22 protein-coding genes are annotated in these 18,464 nt (G+C 42.1%); 2 read left to right on the forward strand and 20 right to left on the reverse strand.

What is annotated here, in order from left to right:
• Positions 1 to 58 precede the first annotated feature (58 nt).
• Both O3605_RS08745 and O3605_RS08750 read right to left on the reverse strand, forming a co-directional pair.
• Positions 59 to 1,042: a Gfo/Idh/MocA family protein gene (locus O3605_RS08745; protein WP_371585936.1), complete on the reverse strand. Its 984-nt coding sequence runs from the start codon at positions 1,040 to 1,042 to the stop codon at positions 59 to 61.
• A 16-nt stretch (positions 1,043 to 1,058) separates the two neighbouring features.
• The gene (locus O3605_RS08750) at positions 1,059 to 2,321 is read right to left on the reverse strand and encodes a DUF6287 domain-containing protein (RefSeq protein WP_371585938.1); all 1,263 of its coding nucleotides are present in this window, start codon (positions 2,319 to 2,321) and stop codon (positions 1,059 to 1,061) included.
• 248 nt (positions 2,322 to 2,569) lie between these two features.
• On the opposite strand from O3605_RS08750, the gene O3605_RS08755 reads away from it, so the two are divergent.
• A complete protein-coding gene (locus tag O3605_RS08755) occupies positions 2,570 to 3,091 on the forward strand; it encodes a DUF2975 domain-containing protein (RefSeq protein WP_049498170.1) in 522 nt (173 codons plus the stop codon).
• Between the two features lie 10 nt (positions 3,092 to 3,101).
• A complete protein-coding gene (locus tag O3605_RS08760; RefSeq protein WP_003006064.1) occupies positions 3,102 to 3,308 on the forward strand; it encodes a helix-turn-helix domain-containing protein in 207 nt (68 codons plus the stop codon).
• A 200-nt stretch (positions 3,309 to 3,508) separates the two neighbouring features.
• Here the strand turns inward: O3605_RS08760 and O3605_RS08765 are convergent, their stop codons facing one another.
• The 18 genes from O3605_RS08765 to xseA all read right to left on the reverse strand — a co-directional run bounded on the left by O3605_RS08765 (position 3,509) and on the right by xseA (position 18,364).
• Complete coding sequence (locus O3605_RS08765) at positions 3,509 to 5,050, reverse strand: acyltransferase family protein (RefSeq protein WP_371585939.1); 1,542 nt, start codon at positions 5,048 to 5,050, stop codon at positions 3,509 to 3,511.
• 35 nt (positions 5,051 to 5,085) lie between these two features.
• Entirely contained in the window at positions 5,086 to 5,400 is a 315-nt protein-coding gene (locus O3605_RS08770) for an acyltransferase family protein (protein WP_371585940.1), read from the reverse strand.
• 67 nt (positions 5,401 to 5,467) lie between these two features.
• Positions 5,468 to 7,459 (reverse strand): methionine--tRNA ligase, encoded by a 1,992-nt coding sequence (gene metG / locus O3605_RS08775; RefSeq protein ID WP_049498168.1) that lies wholly within the window; start codon positions 7,457 to 7,459, stop codon positions 5,468 to 5,470.
• 160 nt (positions 7,460 to 7,619) lie between these two features.
• Positions 7,620 to 8,312, reverse strand: coding sequence for a phosphoglycerate mutase (locus O3605_RS08780; protein WP_003012031.1), 693 nt, complete (start codon positions 8,310 to 8,312; stop codon positions 7,620 to 7,622).
• 172 nt (positions 8,313 to 8,484) lie between these two features.
• Positions 8,485 to 8,994 (reverse strand): hypothetical protein, encoded by a 510-nt coding sequence (locus O3605_RS08785; RefSeq protein WP_049498167.1) that lies wholly within the window; start codon positions 8,992 to 8,994, stop codon positions 8,485 to 8,487.
• 2 nt (positions 8,995 to 8,996) lie between these two features.
• Complete coding sequence (locus O3605_RS08790; protein ID WP_201037338.1) at positions 8,997 to 9,797, reverse strand: hypothetical protein; 801 nt, start codon at positions 9,795 to 9,797, stop codon at positions 8,997 to 8,999.
• 45 nt (positions 9,798 to 9,842) lie between these two features.
• Positions 9,843 to 9,971 (reverse strand): hypothetical protein, encoded by a 129-nt coding sequence (locus tag O3605_RS08795; RefSeq protein ID WP_003006046.1) that lies wholly within the window; start codon positions 9,969 to 9,971, stop codon positions 9,843 to 9,845.
• 129 nt (positions 9,972 to 10,100) lie between these two features.
• Positions 10,101 to 10,547 carry a Fur family transcriptional regulator gene (locus O3605_RS08800; RefSeq protein WP_003006041.1) on the reverse strand — a complete coding sequence of 149 codons (447 nt, stop codon included), beginning with the start codon at positions 10,545 to 10,547 and terminating at the stop codon, positions 10,101 to 10,103.
• 197 nt (positions 10,548 to 10,744) lie between these two features.
• Entirely contained in the window at positions 10,745 to 10,900 is a 156-nt protein-coding gene (locus tag O3605_RS08805) for a hypothetical protein (protein WP_004219735.1), read from the reverse strand.
• A 103-nt stretch (positions 10,901 to 11,003) separates the two neighbouring features.
• Positions 11,004 to 11,279, reverse strand: coding sequence for a non-specific DNA-binding protein Hbs (gene hbs / locus O3605_RS08810; protein WP_003006038.1), 276 nt, complete (start codon positions 11,277 to 11,279; stop codon positions 11,004 to 11,006).
• Positions 11,280 to 11,389: 110 nt separating this feature from the next.
• A complete protein-coding gene (gene fakB, locus O3605_RS08815; protein WP_049472934.1) occupies positions 11,390 to 12,223 on the reverse strand; it encodes a fatty acid kinase binding subunit FakB in 834 nt (277 codons plus the stop codon).
• 89 nt (positions 12,224 to 12,312) lie between these two features.
• Complete coding sequence (locus O3605_RS08820) at positions 12,313 to 13,041, reverse strand: metallophosphoesterase (RefSeq protein ID WP_021152788.1); 729 nt, start codon at positions 13,039 to 13,041, stop codon at positions 12,313 to 12,315.
• Positions 13,042 to 13,061: 20 nt separating this feature from the next.
• Entirely contained in the window at positions 13,062 to 14,720 is a 1,659-nt protein-coding gene (recN, locus tag O3605_RS08825; protein ID WP_371585944.1) for a DNA repair protein RecN, read from the reverse strand.
• 6 nt (positions 14,721 to 14,726) lie between these two features.
• Positions 14,727 to 15,161 carry an arginine repressor gene (locus O3605_RS08830; RefSeq protein ID WP_003006022.1) on the reverse strand — a complete coding sequence of 145 codons (435 nt, stop codon included), beginning with the start codon at positions 15,159 to 15,161 and terminating at the stop codon, positions 14,727 to 14,729.
• On the reverse strand, positions 15,151 to 15,969 hold the full coding sequence (locus O3605_RS08835; protein ID WP_070673771.1) for a TlyA family RNA methyltransferase: 819 nt from the start codon (positions 15,967 to 15,969) through the stop codon (positions 15,151 to 15,153). Before O3605_RS08835 ends, O3605_RS08830 begins: the two co-directional genes overlap by 11 nt.
• Entirely contained in the window at positions 15,962 to 16,837 is an 876-nt protein-coding gene (locus O3605_RS08840) for a polyprenyl synthetase family protein (protein WP_371585946.1), read from the reverse strand. Before O3605_RS08840 ends, O3605_RS08835 begins: the two co-directional genes overlap by 8 nt.
• On the reverse strand, positions 16,834 to 17,046 hold the full coding sequence (locus tag O3605_RS08845; protein WP_003006013.1) for an exodeoxyribonuclease VII small subunit: 213 nt from the start codon (positions 17,044 to 17,046) through the stop codon (positions 16,834 to 16,836). The genes O3605_RS08840 and O3605_RS08845 overlap by 4 nt, the downstream gene beginning before the upstream one ends.
• Positions 17,024 to 18,364, reverse strand: a complete 1,341-nt coding sequence (gene xseA / locus O3605_RS08850) for an exodeoxyribonuclease VII large subunit (RefSeq protein ID WP_371585947.1) — start codon at positions 18,362 to 18,364, stop codon at positions 17,024 to 17,026. The genes O3605_RS08845 and xseA overlap by 23 nt, the downstream gene beginning before the upstream one ends.
• Positions 18,365 to 18,464: the final 100 nt, after the last annotated feature.

Genomic DNA, 18,464 nt, shown 5'->3' on the forward strand with positions numbered 1-18,464 from the left:
TCGACAATCCAAAAATAATTGAGAGGCTAGGACTTTTGTCCCAGCCTCTTTCCGAACTTTATTCTTCTTCTGGGTAAACCAAGCCCCAGTCTTTGCGGAGTTGAGTCATGAGGTCCATGACATCGCGGCTGTAGTTTAGGTAGAGATGATTTTCCCTTCCTGCGACTGCTGCTTCCATATCAAGGACTTCATACTGGAGGGCTTTGGCAGTTTCTCCTGCTTCGATCACTTCTTGTGAACCATCTTCCGTATAGGTGATGACCGCTTTTTGGCCACGCGGGTATTCGTAGAGTTCGATATAGCCCTTGTCATAAGCGATTGTCCCACGTTTCGGTTGTTTGGCGTGAAGACTCAGCGTCACCGTCGCCATTTCCCCTTCACGATTCGTAAGAAGGATCCCTGCTTGTTCATCAACACCAGTCGGTGCCAGCTTGACCTGTGAAACCATCTCTGTCGGCTGTGAGGTCATAAACCAACGGACGAAAGATAGGGCATAGACACCGATGTCCAGTAGAGCACCACCTGCCAGATTGCGATTGAAAAAGCGATTGGTCATATCGTATTCTTTATAGGAGCCGAAGTTCATCTGGATGACCTTGAGAGGGCCTAGCTTGCCACTTGCCACAATTTCAGAGAGTTTCCGATAAATAGGCATATGGAAAATGGTCATGGCTTCTGCCAGTTTGACATGGTTTTCTTCAGCAAGCTTTATCGCTTCTGCCAATTCCTCACTGTTGAGAGTGATGGACTTTTCGCAGAGCACGTGTTTGCCAGCTGCGAGGGCCTTGCGGAGATACTGGATATGAGTATTGTGAGGGGTTGAGATATAGATGATATCCACTTCAGGATCCTCAAAGACTTGGTCAATTTCATGATACACCTTTTCGATCCCGTATTTCTCAGCGAAGGCTACCCCCTTGTCATAGGTACGATTGGCAACGGAATAGAGTTTCCCACCAAGCGCTTCAAGGGCTTGCGCCAATTCATTGGCAATAACGCCAGTTCCAAGACTAGCCCACTTATAGTTGATATGATGGCCCATGGATTAATCTCCTTTTTTATTGACGGTAGAAATATTGATCAGCCGGGTAGTTGCCTGCAGATTGAGTGACCACTAGACGTAGCTTGCTGGTATCAGACTGGTCTCCATCTGGATTTTGGAAACCGATTTTCAGAAGTCCAATCGCAGCACCAGTCTCACCCATCTTCATCTCAACATAAGGGATCTTGCTCTTCTTATCCGAGTCCGCAACAGCCTTGAGGCTGCCTTGGCCCTTGACTTTTCCGTCTGCTTGGATGACGATTTCAGCACCCTTGCCATTGCGCCAGGTTCCAGCTAAGCTTGAGAAGTCGCCTCCGTTAATGGCCGCAATATCCAAGTCTTTCTCTTTTTTCGGTTGTGGGTAAGCTTTCCACCACTCTAGATGGTAATCACGGTAGGCCGCATCCCCAAAGAGAATCCGACGTTCTTGGGAAGCTACTCCGTCAGGACCTGTCACACCCGCTGGGATCAAGTACAAGGTTTGCTCTTGCCCTTGGATCGCAGTCGCATTTGCCCCTGTGAAATAAACTTCATAATAGCCTTTTCGCTTCTTGGGATCTTTTTCTTTATTGAACAAGTAACTTGCCCGAGTGCCTCCACTCCAGAAAGTCCAGCCAGTCTCCCCATTTACAATACTTGGAAAGGCATTGGTCTTGTTTTGGTAATATTCTTCTGGAGTATAGCCATAAAGTTTAAAACCGGAATCTGCGATTTCCTTTTCATAGGCCTCATTGGAATAAGCACCCTCAAACGGTGAGAGATTGCCATCAAGGACGACATCATTGGGATCTGTCGATTTGAAAAAATCCTCCCGATTGGCAAAGACCATCTCGTGGTCAGGATTTTTATCAGACATGGTGACCGTGATCAAAGGCTTCTTGTCTGTCTTGTATTTGAAGACACGAACAGTGACTGTAAAGTCAGTATTGCCATCGGACTTTTTCATCTTGCCTGTCGAAACTTTGTTAGACCCTTCGACCTTCCAATCTGTACTAAATTCAGCGGATACCTTGCCGTCAGCCGTTTGGTAATCGATCTTCCAGGCCTTGCCTTTTTTCTCGATTTTGGCTTCATCCCGTTCATTAGAGACATAGTCACCACTCAGGTCAATAGCTTTTTCCTTTGGCTTGGTGACCTTCTTACTGGTCTGGTTAAATTCCTTTTTATGGTCTGGTTGGATGTTGGAGCTAGAGTAGAGATAGACTCCACCGATCAGAACAACTGCTCCGACAAGCCCCAAAATCGGCCCCAGGTATTTTTTCTTCCACTTAAGATTCATTTTACTACCTCCATGGAATAAGATCTTTACACTAGTATACCCTAAATCGAAAGTATAGTAAAATTCCCCTCTATGTAGTGGTTTCCCAGGTTTGAACTGACTAGTTTTAGTAGAAAATACCTGTTTCTCAAAAATAATATTTTGTTTATCATTATTTTTTTATCGTTTTTCGATACTTTTTTATTGACTATTTTTTTATAAGGAGTATACTATAAGTGAAAAATAAATAAACTTCAAGGAGGCTTGCGATGAAAAACTCAAAAACCTTAAAAAATGTCATTGAAGTCTTGACGGCTTTCATTTACTTCTGTGGCTTTATGACCCTGGCTGCACTGGTCGTCCACCTGCTTTCCCGCATGGGGCTTTTCAAAGATCTCATTCAATCAGGTCGCTTGTCCTTTGATGCGAATGGCATCCAACTCTTCCCCAAACATCCGCAACCTCTCTGGCAGTTGCTCTTCCCACTAGCCTCAAGCGCTATCTATATTTACCTTCTCATCACCATTCGCAGCTTCCTCCAAAATCTCTACCAAGAAAAGATCTTTTCTCACTCCAACATTGATCTTTGCAACCGAGCTTGGAAGATTCTCTTGGTCTTGTCCTTTATGTCTGGCACACTTGAAACCAGTGGAAATGCTTATCTCCTTCCCTTCACTTTCCAATTTACCTTTAACACAGGGCTTCTCCTTGCCGTTCCAATCGTCTGGGTCTCTGGAAAGATTTTAGAGAGAGGGATTGAGATTGCTGAAGAAAATGAGCTAACCATTTAAGGAGGGTACCATGATTATCGTCAATCTAGATGTCATGCTGGCCAAGCGGAAGATGAAATCCAACGAGCTAGCCGACAAAATCGGCATCACCACAGCCAACCTCTCCATCCTCAAAACCGGCAAGGCCAAAGCCATCCGCTTCACCACCCTTGAAGCCATCTGCAAAGAACTCGACTGCCAGCCAGGAGACATCTTGGAATACCGGCCAGATGAATAGGAATAAGAAAATATACTTAAAATATTATTTTAAGTAAAACTAACTAATTCTTTCTATAAAAAAACGCATAGTGATATGGTATTTAAAGACCATATCACTATGCATTTTTATAATGTTAAAGAAAGGTTGTCCAGTATTAAAAAGATACTCAAAAAAACCAAGCAATCTATTGAATGTTCTTAAATGAACTTTTCTCATTTTTACTGAGTCTTATTCTTAAACAGATTATCAACCCACAACTTACTATACTGAATAGCACCCACCTCATTGGGATGGAAACCATCAGCTTCAAACCATTCTGTATCGTGGGGAGCCGATAGCTGATACCATGGTACTAGTGTCAAGTTTTTATATTTTTTTGCTGAATCTTCAAGTAATTTATTCACTTGATTCGTCCACCAGTAAGTCGAACTTGGAAGATTGATCGTTGTCCAGTAAACTTTCTTCCCATCAAGAATTTTCATTATCTGCGATACTTGTGACTCGTTTAGAACACCTTGTCCTCCTTGATTTGTTCCAATCGATAGAATGACAGTTTTAACATCTGGATGTTGTTCAACAAGAGACTGAATATGAGAGATAGTATCTTCAGGTGCAATTCCAAATGTAGCATCCATAACCATATTCGGAAATACTTCTGAGAGATTATTATAAGTCTTAGTAAAAATTGAGTCTCCAATAGCTAGGATAGGGGTTTGACTAGCTTGGTAGAGTTGATAAGTTGTCACATCATACTTTTTAGCTAATTCTTCATATGGAGCAAGATCTTCATTACTAACTTTATTTTTTATTAGCTTCGTAGTTTTAATTTTCTTGTTTTTTGCAGCTTCAATCACTTTTTGATTTGACTTAATATCTTGCACGATCTTGTTTTGGGCCTTATCTGAATTCGGTGAAAGAAATACGATAGCCATTGAAATGGCTACTAAAGAAGCCATAGCATAGATTCGAACTTTATCTTTTGAAAAGCCATTTTTTGAGATGACATTTTTTATTTTACAAAATAGCTTACAATAATTTACACGACGTAAAGGTACTTCAACAAATCTAAAAGAAAGTTCAGACAATCCAATGATCAGTACTAAAGAAAAGAAATAGTAAAATATCCCATGTCCTAATCGAGTTTCCATTAAAACCAACACTGGCATTTGCCACAAATATATACCATATGAACGTTTTCCAATATAATCAAATAATCTATTAGAAAATAATTTTTCAATACCAAAATTTGGAGAAACGACTAAGGCAACAAGTAATATTGAGCAGAAACTAAAAAATAACATACCTCCTCGATAGGTAATCCATGAACGATCGGGTAATAAAAACAGAAATACTAAAATAATTGAAAAGAGTCCAATAAAGAATTTAGAAATGAAGCGTCTTCCTTTTTCATTGGGCCGTAGTCCTATAACTTTATCACTCGGCCAAATAAATGCAAGGGCAGCCCCCAGTAAAATACTAAATAAGCGTGTATCTGTTCCATAATAAATTCTTGACGGATCCTGATTGGAATGGTACAAAACTGCCATCTCTAAGGCTGAAATGATTGCAAATAGGACTAGAGCTCTAAATATTTTCCATCTATCTTTTACTTTGCGAATTAAAAACAGACAGACAACTGGCCAGACTAAATAGAACTGAGCTTCAATTGCCAAGCTATAAAAATGGCTAAATGGAGCTTCTGCCATTAATCTTGTAAAATAAGATGCCCCCTTATCAATCTGCCACCAGTTATTAAACATTAAAACACTAGAAACAAATACCATTCGTAAGTGGTTTAAAAAATTGGACTGAAACAAGAAAGTATAAAGGCCCTGACAAGAATAACGAATATCATAGCCGGATATAGTCTTTTTATACGTCTCCTATAAAAACCAATTACATCAATCTGTTTATTATCCTTATACTCTTGTAACAATAAATCTGTTATTAAATAACCTGAAACTACAAAAAATAGAACAACTCCTAGATAGCCGCCTTTTACCTGTTGAGGAAACATGTGGTAAAGAATAACAAATATGACTCCTAAAGATCTGAGGCCATCGAATCCACGAATATATCGTCTTTTCAAAAATAATTTCCTTTCAAACATTTACTATTTCTCATTACAAATGATAGAATTCAAAAAATGTACCTGCATATAGGATGAATAATATTTTCTACCCAATAATGCTTCCATTTGGAACAGATGGATCAACCGTTAAGACTGTTAATTGATCTCCGTATTCTGCGGAAAGAATCATGCCTTGGCTGACATATTTCTTCATCATCTTACGTGGTTTAAGGTTGGCTACGATTTGGAGTTTCTTGCCGACCAATTCTTGTTCATTTGGATAGAATTTCGCGATACCAGAAAGGATTTGACGGTCTTCGCCATCTCCTGCATCTAGGCGGAAGCGAAGCAATTTGTCTGAGCCTTCGACGCGTTCCACTTCTTTGACCTCTGCTACACGGATTTCAACCTTGTCAAAGTCTTCAAATTTAATCTCGTCTTTTTCAGACTTGAGTTCCACTTCTTCTGGAATCCATTCTTTTTCTTGTGGTTTTCCAGCAGTCATTTGAGATTGGATGTAGGCAATTTCTTCTTCCATGTCGAGACGTGGGAAGATTGGAGTTCCTTTGGCAACCACTGTGACATTTTCAGGGAAGCCTGCTAGGGTCAAGTTTTCAAGATCGAAGTCCAAGCCCAATCCTAGTTGTTCCATGATGGCATTTGAGGTGTTCATCATGAATGGTTGGATCAAGTGAGCCACAACACGAAGGCTAGCTGCTAAGTGAGCCATGACCGCTGCCAATTGTTCCTTGTCACCATCTTCTTTAGCGAGGACCCAAGGAGCAGTCTCATCGATGTACTTGTTGGTACGAGAGATGATGTTCCATACGGCTTCCAAAGCGCGTGGGTAATCAACCGCGTTCATTTGCTTGTGGTATTCAGCGATGTTTTCTTCAACCACCTTGGCCAAATCTGCATCAAATGCTGTGACATTTTCGACATAAGCCGGAACTTGACCACCAAAGTATTTGTTGATCATAGCTACCGTCCGGTTGAGGAGGTTTCCAAGGTCATTAGCCAATTCATAGTTGATGCGAGCCACGTAGTCTTCTGGGGTGAAAGTCCCATCAGAACCAACTGGAAGGCTACGCATGAGGTAGTAACGAAGTGGATCCAAGCCGAAGCGTTCCACCAACATTTCTGGGTAGATGACATTCCCTTTAGACTTAGACATCTTGCCGTCTTTCATGACAAACCAACCATGGCCAATCAAACGTTCTGGCAATTTGATATCCAACATCATGAGAAGGATTGGCCAGTAGATGGAGTGGAAACGAAGGATGTCTTTTCCGACCATGTGGAAGACCGTTCCGTTCCAGAATTTGTCAAAGTTTTCATGATCTTCTTGGCCATAACCAAGAGCCGTCACATAGTTAAGCAGAGCATCAAACCAAACGTAGACAACGTGTCGAGGATTGGATGGAACTGGGACTCCCCAGGTAAAGGTAGTACGAGATACCGCCAAATCTTCCAAACCGGGCTCGATGAAGTTTTTCAACATTTCATTGAGACGGCCATCTGGCGTGATGAAATCAGGTTGGGATTTGAAAAACTCAACCAAGCGGTCTTGGTATTTGCTGAGGCGGAGGAAATAGGACTCTTCAGAAACCCATTCTACTTCGTGGCCTGATGGGGCTACCCCACCGATGACCTTGCCATTCTCATCACGGTAGACCTCAGCCAATTGGCTTTCTGTAAAGAACTCTTCATCAGAGACTGAATACCAACCAGAGTATTCACCAAGGTAGATGTCGTCTTGAGCCAGCAAACGTTCAAAGACTTGGGCCACCACTTTTTCATGGTAGTCGTCTGTTGTACGGATGAATTTATCATATGAGATATCGAGTAATTGCCAGAGTTCTTTCACTCCAACGGCCATCCCATCTACGTAAGCTTGCGGTGTAATCCCAGCTTCTTCTGCTTTTTGCTGGATCTTTTGACCGTGCTCATCGAGACCAGTCAGGTAGAAAACATCGTAGTTCATCATGCGTTTGTAACGCGCCAAAACGTCACAGGCAATCGTTGTATAAGCTGAACCAATATGCAATTTACCAGATGGGTAATAGATAGGGGTTGTGATGTAGAATGATTTTGTCATTTTCTTTTCCTTTCAGGGCTAATGGAACCCAATTTAGTAACACTCTATTATAACATTTTTAGGAGACCCTGAAAACCCAAAACCAGCTAGGATCTAAGGAAGACAAGCAAAAAAGCTGACCGAAGTCAGCTTTCTATGATTGATAACGAATCACGCTATCTTACTTTCCAAGATAGTATTCTTTTACAACGTTCAATTTTTCGTCAAATTCGAATACCAATGGTGGGAAGTTAGGGATTTCCACATCCATGATTTCGTCGTCTGACAATTGTTTGATGTGTTTTACAAGAGCACGGATTGAGTTACCATGTGCTCCTACGAATACGTTTTTACCGTCTTTAAGAGCTGGAGCGATTTTATCTTCCCAGAATGGAAGGGCACGTTCCAAAGTAACTTTCAAGTTTTCAGCATCTGGGATCACTGAATCGTCAAGTGAAGCGTAACGACGGTCAGTGTGTGCTGAGTGTTCATCATCACGGTCCATTGCAGGAGGCAATACATCGTAAGAACGACGCCAGATGTGAACTTGTTCATCACCAAATTGTTCAGCAGCTTCTGCTTTGTTTTTACCAGTCAAACCACCGTAGTGACGTTCGTTCAAGCGCCATGATTTTTCAACTGGAACCCACAATTGGTCAGAAGCTTCAAGAGCTAAGTTAGTCGTTTTGATCGCACGTTTCAATACTGAAGTATAAGCTTGGTCAAATTCGATACCAGCTTCTTTGATCAATTTACCAGCGTCGATCGCTTGTTGTGTACCTTTTTCAGACAAATCAACATCAGCCCAACCAGTGAAAAGGTTAGCTTTGTTCCATTCAGACTCACCGTGGCGAGCAAAAACCAATTTTACCATTAGATGGATCTCCTTTTTATTCTCCGAGGTTTCCCCCGTTTATCTATTCTATTCTACTAGATTTTCAGTAAAAAATCTAGTGGCGACCATAGAAAAGTGCAATTTCTCACAAAAAAGAGCCTGACGGCTCTGGTTTGAAAATGAGGAATGTTTCTTCTTTCACTTAGACAGGCTACTCTGTTGCTTGATTCTCTTCAGTCAAGGAATTTCGTTGTTCAATCATTTTTCTTAAATCTTTTAAATCACTATACATATGAACCATATAAATTAGCAGACAAAGATAAACACCAAACCCCAAATTATAATAAACTTTTTGAATTGTTAATGAAAATGCAGCATATATTAGAATAACACTACAAGATAGGTGAATCAAAAAAGATTGCAGGCTAGCCAAAAATGGATACCCCTTTTTTTCAAAAGAATCATGAATAATATAGGCTATAACAGGTAAAACAATTAATAGTATGAGAGAAATAATAAAGTAAGAATTCACCACACCTTTAAATTCTTGCCCCCAAAATACTGAGTTGCTTTTTCGAAATAGAAAAACCTGTGAATCATCTGAATACGAATAATAAAGACCATTCAAAAATGGAAATCCAACAATTGATAGAACTAGAACAATATACAACGCAAGCTCCCAGACTAAACTAAGATTACTTTCTTGTTTTGTTTCTGACATCTTTAATTCCTTTCCTTAACCACTCTGTCTTCAATCTCAACCTCATCGAAATTCGAATCTGTCACAGTTCCTAAGACATAGAGACCATTTGGCAAACTCGATGTTTGTACAATCGCTTCTAATTCATCCTTAAATCGGATATGATCCCTCTTCACACCTTTAGGTAATGTCACTTGAACATATAGGACATCATTATCTAAAGCTTCTTTTACCGGAAAACCATACCATCCTCCAAGAACAGTCCGTCCCTTCTTCGCCGATTGTTTCTCGTAATCTTCAAGCCAATGTATCCCGCCAATATACTTTATTTTACTTGAAATACCAAGTTTTAATTCAACCTTCGATCCTTTTAAGATAGAATTTTGATCTATTTTTTTCTTTAATTCCTGCTCCAACTTTTTTCTCTCAGGATTCAATTCTAGGGCTTTTTCAAGAATGGGTACATACGTGCTAGGAGGCTCACTATACATTCCTATTGAATCACCAAGCAATCCAAAACGTACTTCTTTAGCTACAGGTGGATAATATGGCAAAATGACTTGTTCCAACATCATTTGTTTCTTCAATGGAATAGAGATGACTTTCCCATTAATCGTTTCAGAATAGGTATAATTAGCATTAATCACTAGTTTTGATTCACTTGTAATCGAAAGGCCCGTGATCCGAACCTCTCCTGAATAATGATTATTCTTGTAGATTTCCTTGATATTTGATTCTAAATTTTTATAAAAACAAATAGTTAAAAGGATAAAAAAACCAACAATGACCAGTAAACTTTTTAGTTTTTCACTCTTTATCTTCATTTTTTAAATCTTTCTATAAGTCCTTATCTCACAAACATTGTTACTCTATCCAACTATATGAGGGGCCGTTTTCAAGAAAAAGAAAGACCATATAGCACCAATCATAAAAATGGTCACTGCCGCTAAGGCATAGACCTGCCACATCTTCCAAGAAAAATTCTCCAGCTTCTTCATCTCGTTCTCCTTTTGTTTGATCGTAAAAGTATATTATATCATGATTTTCCCTATTTTTCTCCCGGTATAAAATATAGGCAGGCTTTCATTGCATCAAAAAAGAGCCTGACGGCTCTGCTTTCTCTCACACTAATTTTTCTGACAGTCGGGGCAAATGCCATAGACGGTCATCTGGGTCTTGGTGATCTGGTAGCCACTTTGACTGGCTGCTTCTTCGCGAAGATCTGGGACTTCAATGTCCACATCTGCGATACGACCACATTTTTCACATACCACATTCAAATGGTCATGCCCCATGAAATCAAAATAGGTCGTGGTATCATTGCGAACCTTGATCTCAGAGACAACCCCCTCATCAATTAAAACCTTGATATTGTTGTAGACAGTTGCTAGACTCATGCTTGGAAACTGAGGCAATAAATCACGATAGATCTTCTCAGCGCTTGGATGTTCATGACTCGCCACTAAATAGGAAAGAACTGCTCTGCGGGTATCGGTAATCCGAATGCCCTTAGCACGCAAATTTTGCAAGACTTCTTCCACGCGCTCTTCTTCATGACGATGCAATGCGTTCACTATGATTCCCCCTTTCCAATATGATTTAACCGATTCGTTACCCTTATTATATCATGTTTCAAAATAAATCACTATTTAGAATGCTTTTAATTAAAAAAAATGTCCGGGGGACATTTTTTTCACGAGCCTAAAAATGGAAAAGCGAGCTTATGTCCAGGGGACATTGATTCACGAGCCTGAAATAGATTCATCTACTCTCAACCGATCCAACTGGTCATCCAGCGCACGGTTCCTAGGATCATTTTGACCACGAGGATCATAAAGCAAAATTCCAGTACAAACCACAGCCCTTTCAGTAGATACAAAATAGGTCGGATAAACAACAAGGCAAAGAGGCCTAAAATGAATCGCATGGTCTTTTCTCTCTCCTTCTTTTTTCCTATTATACCCTTATCCTATAGAGCTGTCCAACAAAAAAAACATCCTAGAAATCTAGGATGGCTTTTCAAAATGCAATTATTTAACTGCTTCTTTAAGAGCTTTACCAGCTTTGAATGCTGGAACTTTAGAAGCTGCGATTTTGATTTCTTTACCAGTTTGTGGGTTGCGACCTTTACGAGCTGCACGTTCACGAACTTCGAAGTTACCGAAACCGATCAATTGAACTTTTTCACCTTTTGAAAGGTATTCTGAAACTGCTGCGAATACAGCATCAACAGCTGCTGCTGAATCTTTTTTAGTCAATTCTGTAGCTTCTGCCACTTTTGCGATCAAATCTTGTTTGTTAGCCATTTAACAAATCCTCCAAATTTTTTTAGGCTTTACGCCTTAACAGTACTATAATATCTAAAAAAAGCCTTTAGGTCAAGTACTAAACCTGTTTTTTCAAACATTTATTCAGCTTATTCGTAGCGTACCAAAACTGCAAATGCATTCTCACCTGTATGGGTTTGAATAATCGATCCAGTTTCGAGAACTGGGATTGCTTTTTCAACGAGAGATTGCAACTGAGCCTTCATTTCATTGGCCCACTCTGGTGTCCCTGCGTAAGAAATCCCGATCTCAGCCACCTTACTATGGGAAAGTTTCTCTACCAATTCATCCAACCATTTCTTAAAGGTCTTGTTTCCACGGCCCTTGACGATTGGTTCCAACTGATGGTCCTTCATTTGCATCACCACACGGATGTTAAGAAGCGAGCTCAAAAGTCCGGTAACACGGCCAATCCGACCACCTTTAACTAGATTTTCCAAGGTAGATACGCCGATATACAACTCTGTCTTTTCTTTGACTTCTTCGATACGAGCTAAAACGGTGTCTAGATCTGCTCCTTCTTTAGCCAACTTAGCTGCCTCAACCACTTGGAACTTCATAGCTTGGTCTGTAAAGCCACTATCAATCACAGTTACTTCTGCCCCTGACAAGGTTGCCCCTTGACGAGCCGCCTCTACGGTTCCTGACAAGGCATGAGACATATGAATCGAAACGATATGAGCTCCGTCTGCTGCTAACTTTTCATACACCTCCGCAAAGACTCCAACGGGTGGTTGGCTGGTCTTTGGAAGATTTTTGCTAGACTGCATTAAGCGCAAGAAGTCCCCTTCGCCCAACTCACTGTCGGAATAAAGGACTCCATCCACCATAACAGAAAGTGGCACAATGGTAATGCCATATTCTTCAACCACTTCAGGCTCAATTGTAATAGATGAGTCTGTAACTATTTTAATATTTGCCATATATTTCTATACTCTTCCTAAGAATGTTCTGCTTTCATTATATCAAAAAACACGGGGTTTTGCAGTGAAAGATATCCATTCCTGCTTCCTCAGTCGTCTGCGGCAGAAAAACCTGTATTATGAAGGACATGGTCATGGACAATGCCTTGATCATCCAAGAGCAATCCATGGAGGACTCCACCAAAGACAGCGCCCCCATCGACACCCATCTTCTGATCTGAAATCCAAAGATTTTCGGTGCCGACTGGCTCATTGAGCAGTCCATAGACTGGTGTATGGCCAAAGACGATCCATTTGCCTGTATGATTCTCCGCTTCATGGAATGGTTTTCGGATCCAGACTTTTTGGTAATCACTGGTTTCTCGCCAATTTTCAAGGGTTAGATCCACACCAGCGTGGACAAAATAATAGGTCTCTGTCTCGTAGTCAAAAGGCAAACTACGGATGAAGGCCACCAAGTCAGGAACGGCATTTTCTACTGCTTGCGCATCTGCAATGCCATCTACAGGAGCATCGAGTGGCCGGCCTAACAGAGAGTTGATGGTCGTATCGCCACCATTTCTTCGGTAGTGGTCATAACGCTCTTCTGGATTGTCCAACCAGGCTAAAAACATGTACTCGTGATTTCCAGAAAGGCAAACCGCTCCGTGATGGTCTACGTAGTCCTTTACGATTTCAATTGATCGTTTGCTGTTTTCGCCTCGATCTATCAAATCCCCTAAAAAGACCAATTGAGCTTTTCCATCCCACTCTGTCATGAGCTCTTCTAGCATTTGTGCTTTTCCGTGAATATCTCCGACTACAAAGTATGTTGACATTGTTTCAAACCTTCTTTCTCTTAACGCTTGAGAAGTTGCTCTGCTTGTTGACGGGCAGCTTCCGTTAGATCCTCTCCTGCGAGCATCTTGGCAATTTCTTCGATTCGTTCTTCTCTATTGAGCAAACGCACAGTAGATACAGTTGAGTGTTCATCACTGATTTTCTCAATATAGAATTGATAATCTGCTGCAGCGATGACTTGAGGCAGGTGAGAAATGGCAAGCACTTGGCCATTTTGACCAATCTTATGAATTTTCGCTGCGATGGCTTGGGCCACGCGCCCAGAGACCCCTGTATCCACCTCGTCAAAGACGATACTGGTTTTTCCTTCTTTTCGAGAAAAAGCAGACTTAATGGCCAACATCAAGCGTGACAATTCTCCGCCGGATGCTACCTTGACAAGAGGTTTAAAGTCCTCACCTGGGTTGGTCGAAATGTAAAATTCGACGGCTTCATTTCCCTCACGATTAAACTTAGCCTTGCTAAAACGCACTTGGAAACGCGCCTTGTCCATGTAGAGATCTGCCAATTCTTGCTGGATTTCATTTTCCAAAGCTTGGGCCAGGGCATGCCGCTGATCACTCAAATCTTGAGCCAAAGTAACCAAACTCTTTTCCAAACGTTTGAGTTCTTTTTCCAAATCCTCAGACGAGAGGTCACTTCCGGTGAGGAGGCTATATTCTTTGGTGATTTGCGCCAGGTATTCCAAGACGTCCTTGACTTGGCCACCATACTTGCGCGTGATGGAGTGGATCAAATCCAAACGCGATTCCACCTGCATGAGGCGATTACCATCAAACTCCAGACCATCGACCACATCTTCTAAGCGCTTGGTAATATCCTCAAGGGCATAGAAGGTTTCAGATAACTGGCTTGAGAGCTCTTTGTAGCTGGGATCATATTCTTCAATACTTTCCAGATCATTCATGGCTGAGCGAACATTGGCTAGACTCGAAAACTCTTCTGCATCCAGCATGGTATAGGCATTGGTTAAGGTATCTGCAATCATCTTGTGATTGAGCAGGCGTTGGCGTTCTTGCTCCAGACGCAGGTCCTCATCCACTTCCAAGGCAGCTGCCTCAATCTCTGCAATCTGAAACTCCAACATCTCGATACGAGCCTTGTTTTCCTGCTGGTTGCGCTGGAGTTCCACTACTTGTTTGCGCAGGCGTTTGTAGTCTTCAAATGTCTGACGATAAGCGTCTTTGGTTTGGAAAAAGGCTGCATCCCCAAATTCATCCAGCATAGCGATATGCAATTGGGGCCGCATGAGTTCTTCCTGATCATGCTGGCCATGGATATCCACCAAATGTTGACCGACTGCCTTTAAGACAGACAAATTCACCATTTGACCATTGATCCGACTGACACTTCGTCCATTTTGCAGGATCTCTCGGCGAATGATCAATTCATCGGTCCACTCTAGTCCTTGCTCTTCAAAAAGAGCTGTCAGGTGGCGATTGCTCTCAACGGTGAAGAGACCTTCGATTTCCGCTTTTGGGGCTCCGTGTCGAATGACATCCGTCGTTGCACGGCTTCCCAGCATCATGTTCATAGCATCGATAATGATGGATTTCCCTGCACCTGTTTCCCCTGTCAGTACCGTCATTCCCTTTTCAAAATTTAAGGAAATCTCTTCGATAATGGCAAAGTTCTTAATCGAAATTTCTAATAGCATAGGCTCTTACCACCCAAAGATTGATTTGAGGATATTCTCTGCTTCTGGAGCTGAATAGGCGATCAGTAAGATCGTGTCATCATCTGCAACAATACTAAAGATATGCTCCTTATAAATCTCCCGCAAGCGACGTTTAACTAAAGGCGCTGTCCCCGGAACCATGGTGAAATTAACATATTCACCCATTCGGCGATGAGACAAGATATTGCTTTCAATCATCCCGATTCCTTGGTGATGCTTGCGTGGCAATTCATAGACATAAGTCATATCTTTTAAAGGGCGTTTTACGATGCCCAATTCTTTGATATCCCGTGATACTGTCGCTTGGGTTGCTGAGATGCCTTCTTCTTTCAAATGTTCGACGATCTCTTCTTGGGTCCCTACCTCATGATCACGTATAAAGCGACGAATTTTTTCTAATCTGATATTCTTACTCTTCATGTTTAAATTCCTTGTGTGCCAGCTCCACAACAGCCTCCAGCTGCTCTGTAGTCGGCTTTGTTTTCTCTTCTTTTTTTTCTAGATACATCAAAAATTCGATGTTGCCATGGCCTCCTTGGATAGGGGAATAATCTACTCCCATTACCGCAAAGCCATGTGTCCCTGCAAAAGTAGCGACCTTTTCAAGAACTGCTAAATGAATCTTAGGATCCTTAATGATCCCATTTTTCCCGATCTGTTCGCGTCCTGCCTCAAACTGAGGTTTGACCAAGGCCACGACTTGTCCATTTTCTGCCAAAATCCGGTGAAGGGCTGGCAGAATCAAGTCCAAGGAAATAAAGCTGACATCGATACTCGCAAAGCTCGGTGTCGCTTCAAAATCATCTGGCTCGGCATAGCGGAAATTGAACTGTTCCATCGAGACCACTCGAGGATCATTGCGCAATTTCCAGGCCAACTGATTGGTCCCGACATCCACCGAAAAGACCTGGCTGGCTCCGTTTTGCAGCATGACATCTGTAAAGCCACCTGTAGAAGCTCCAATATCAATCGCAATTTTACCTTCTACAGATAAACCAAATTGGTTCAGGGCTTTTTCTAATTTAAGACCGCCCCGGCTGACATATTTGAGCTTTTCACCCTTTAATTTCAACTCGGTTGCTTCATCAATTTTTTCACCCGGTTTATCGAAGCGCTCACCATTGATGACGGCAACGACAAGACCTGCCATCACCCCTCTTTTGGCTTGTTCGCGGGTATCAAATAGGCCTTGTTTATAGGCTAATACATCCACTCTTTCCTTAGCCATCTATTCGTAATCCTTCTATTAATTTCTTGATCGCTCGCGGATCAAAGTCGCAAGCAGTTGTAATCTGATCCAACAAGTCCTCGCAAGCGTCTAATTCACTTGTCAGCAAAGCTTTTGATTCTTCCAATCCCAACAGGGCTGGATAGGTCGATTTTTCAGCTACTAAGTCCTTTTGAGGGGTCTTACCCAAAGCTTCAAAATCAGCGACCAGATCCAAAATATCATCCCGCACTTGAAAAGCCAGGCCTAATTTTTTCCCAATTTTTTCTAAGAGCTGAGCAAAGTCTGCTTGCAACTCTAAAATCAAACCTGCTGCGATAAAAGGATAGGCAAGGAGGCGTCCTGTCTTATTGGCATGGATGGTTTGCAACTCTGTTAGCGTGAGCTGTTTGTGTTCCCCTTCCATATCAAGGACTTGGCCAGCTACCATTCCACGACTACCGGAAGCATCTGACAATTCAAGAATCAAGGAGACCTTGACCGCATCAGGAAGGGCACTCGCAGCTATCATCCCAAAGGGATCGAGAAAAAGCGCATCCCCTGCTAAAATCGCCAGGTCTTCTCCGAATTTCTTGTGATTGGTCAATTGCCCCCGACGGTAATCGTCATTGTCCATGGCTGGCAGATCATCGTGAATAAGGCTTCCTGTGTGGATCATCTCCAAAGCCCCTGCCACTTGAAAATGAGCCTCTGTCAATTCCTGTCCAAAGGCCTCTAACAATTCTAGAAGGAGCAAGGGGCGCAGGCGTTTTCCACCTGCCTGGATCGAATAAAGGACCGACTCCACTAAATGGGGGGCAACGGCTTTCTTCTCATAAAAAGAGCGAACCGCTTGCTCTACTCTATTTCGTTTTTCTTCTTGTCTCATGCTAGATCCGCTTCAGTACCATCTGCTTGCATGACCTTGACCAAGGTTTTCTCTGCTTGATCCAAGGTATCTTGCAATTCTTTTGACAACTTCATTCCTTTTTGGAATTCTGTAATGGCTTCTTCAAGAGCCACATCTCCACTCTCCAATTTTTGGACGATGGCTTCCAAATCTGCTAAATTTTCTTCAAATTTCTTTTCTTTCGACATGTTTTACCTCTACTTCTAACTGGCCATCTCTCATGATGAGTGATAGCGGGTCCCCTTCTTTTACTTTCGCAACCGAGTCTAGGACCTGATCGTCTTGCTTAACCATGGCATAGCCACGCGCAATAATCCGACTGGTATCGAGCATCAAGAGAGCTTCTGATAAGCCTTGCACCTTGATCTTTTGCTCTTTTAGGACTTGTTCCATTCGGTTGGTTAAGATTCTCTTATCTTGGAGCAGGCGATCTTGGTAGCGCTCGATGCGATGCAAAGGAGACATAGCTTCTAGGCGATGACTCAGCCCTTGCAGCTGATTCGCCCCTTGTCCATAAGCATCGCGCATCCCTTGTTTCAAGCGCAATTTCAACTGGTCAATCTTTTGCAGGTAGCCATCATAGAGTCTTTCAGGCTGTCTAAAAATAACCGATTGACTTAATTTGGCCAAGCGTTCACGATTATAGGCCAAGCGATTGGACATCGCTGTTGCCATGCGATTTTCCTGCTTTTGTAAATGGGACAAGAGATCCAATTTGGTTACTGGAGTGGCCAATTCAGCAGCGGCTGTCGGAGTAGCGGCTCGTCGGTCTGCTACAAAATCGGCCAGAGTCGTATCTGTCTCATGTCCAACACTGGAGATAATCGGAATCCGCGATTCAAAGATGGCTCGCACCACTGCTTCTTCATTAAAGGCCCAGAGATCTTCAATCGAACCACCCCCACGACCGATAATCAAAACATCCAAATCATCCCGTTGGTTGGCCCTTTGAATATTAGCAACCACCTCACTAGAAGCTCCTTCACCCTGAACCTTGGTCGGGTAGAGCACAATCTCTACACCAGGAAAGCGTCGGCTCACCGTTGTGATAATATCGCGAATCACGGCCCCACTTTGACTGGTGATGACCCCGATCTTTCTTGGAAATTGTGGCAGAGCTTGCTTCCACCGATCCTGAAAGAGCCCTTCTTCGGTCAACTTTTTCTTGAGTTGCTCAAATTGGATGGCCAAGGCCCCTACTCCATCTGGCTCAGCCTTTTCAATGACAATGGAATAACTCCCACTTGGCTCATAGAGCTGAATGCGACCGATGACATTGATCTTCATGCCTTCTTCTAGCTCAAAACCAAAGCTTCGATAAACCCCAGCCCAGACCGTTGCCTGAATGACCGCTTTTTCATCTTTTAATGAAAAATACTGGTGGTTGGGACGTTTTCGGAAATTGGAGACCTGCCCTGTCAGATAAACCCTTTCCAAATAGGGATCCTTATCAAATTTTAATTTCAAATATTTGGTCAAACTTGATACGGATAAATAGTTGGACATAGGAACTCCTTTCTGCAGAATATGATCAAGTTTAATTATACCAAAAAACACCAAAAAAGGCTGGCAGACAAAGCGAAATCATGAATTTCCTTTCTCTACA

Origin of the sequence: Streptococcus sp. 27098_8_99 (assembly GCF_041431935.1) — a bacterium.
Lineage (GTDB): Bacteria > Bacillota > Bacilli > Lactobacillales > Streptococcaceae > Streptococcus > Streptococcus parasanguinis_D.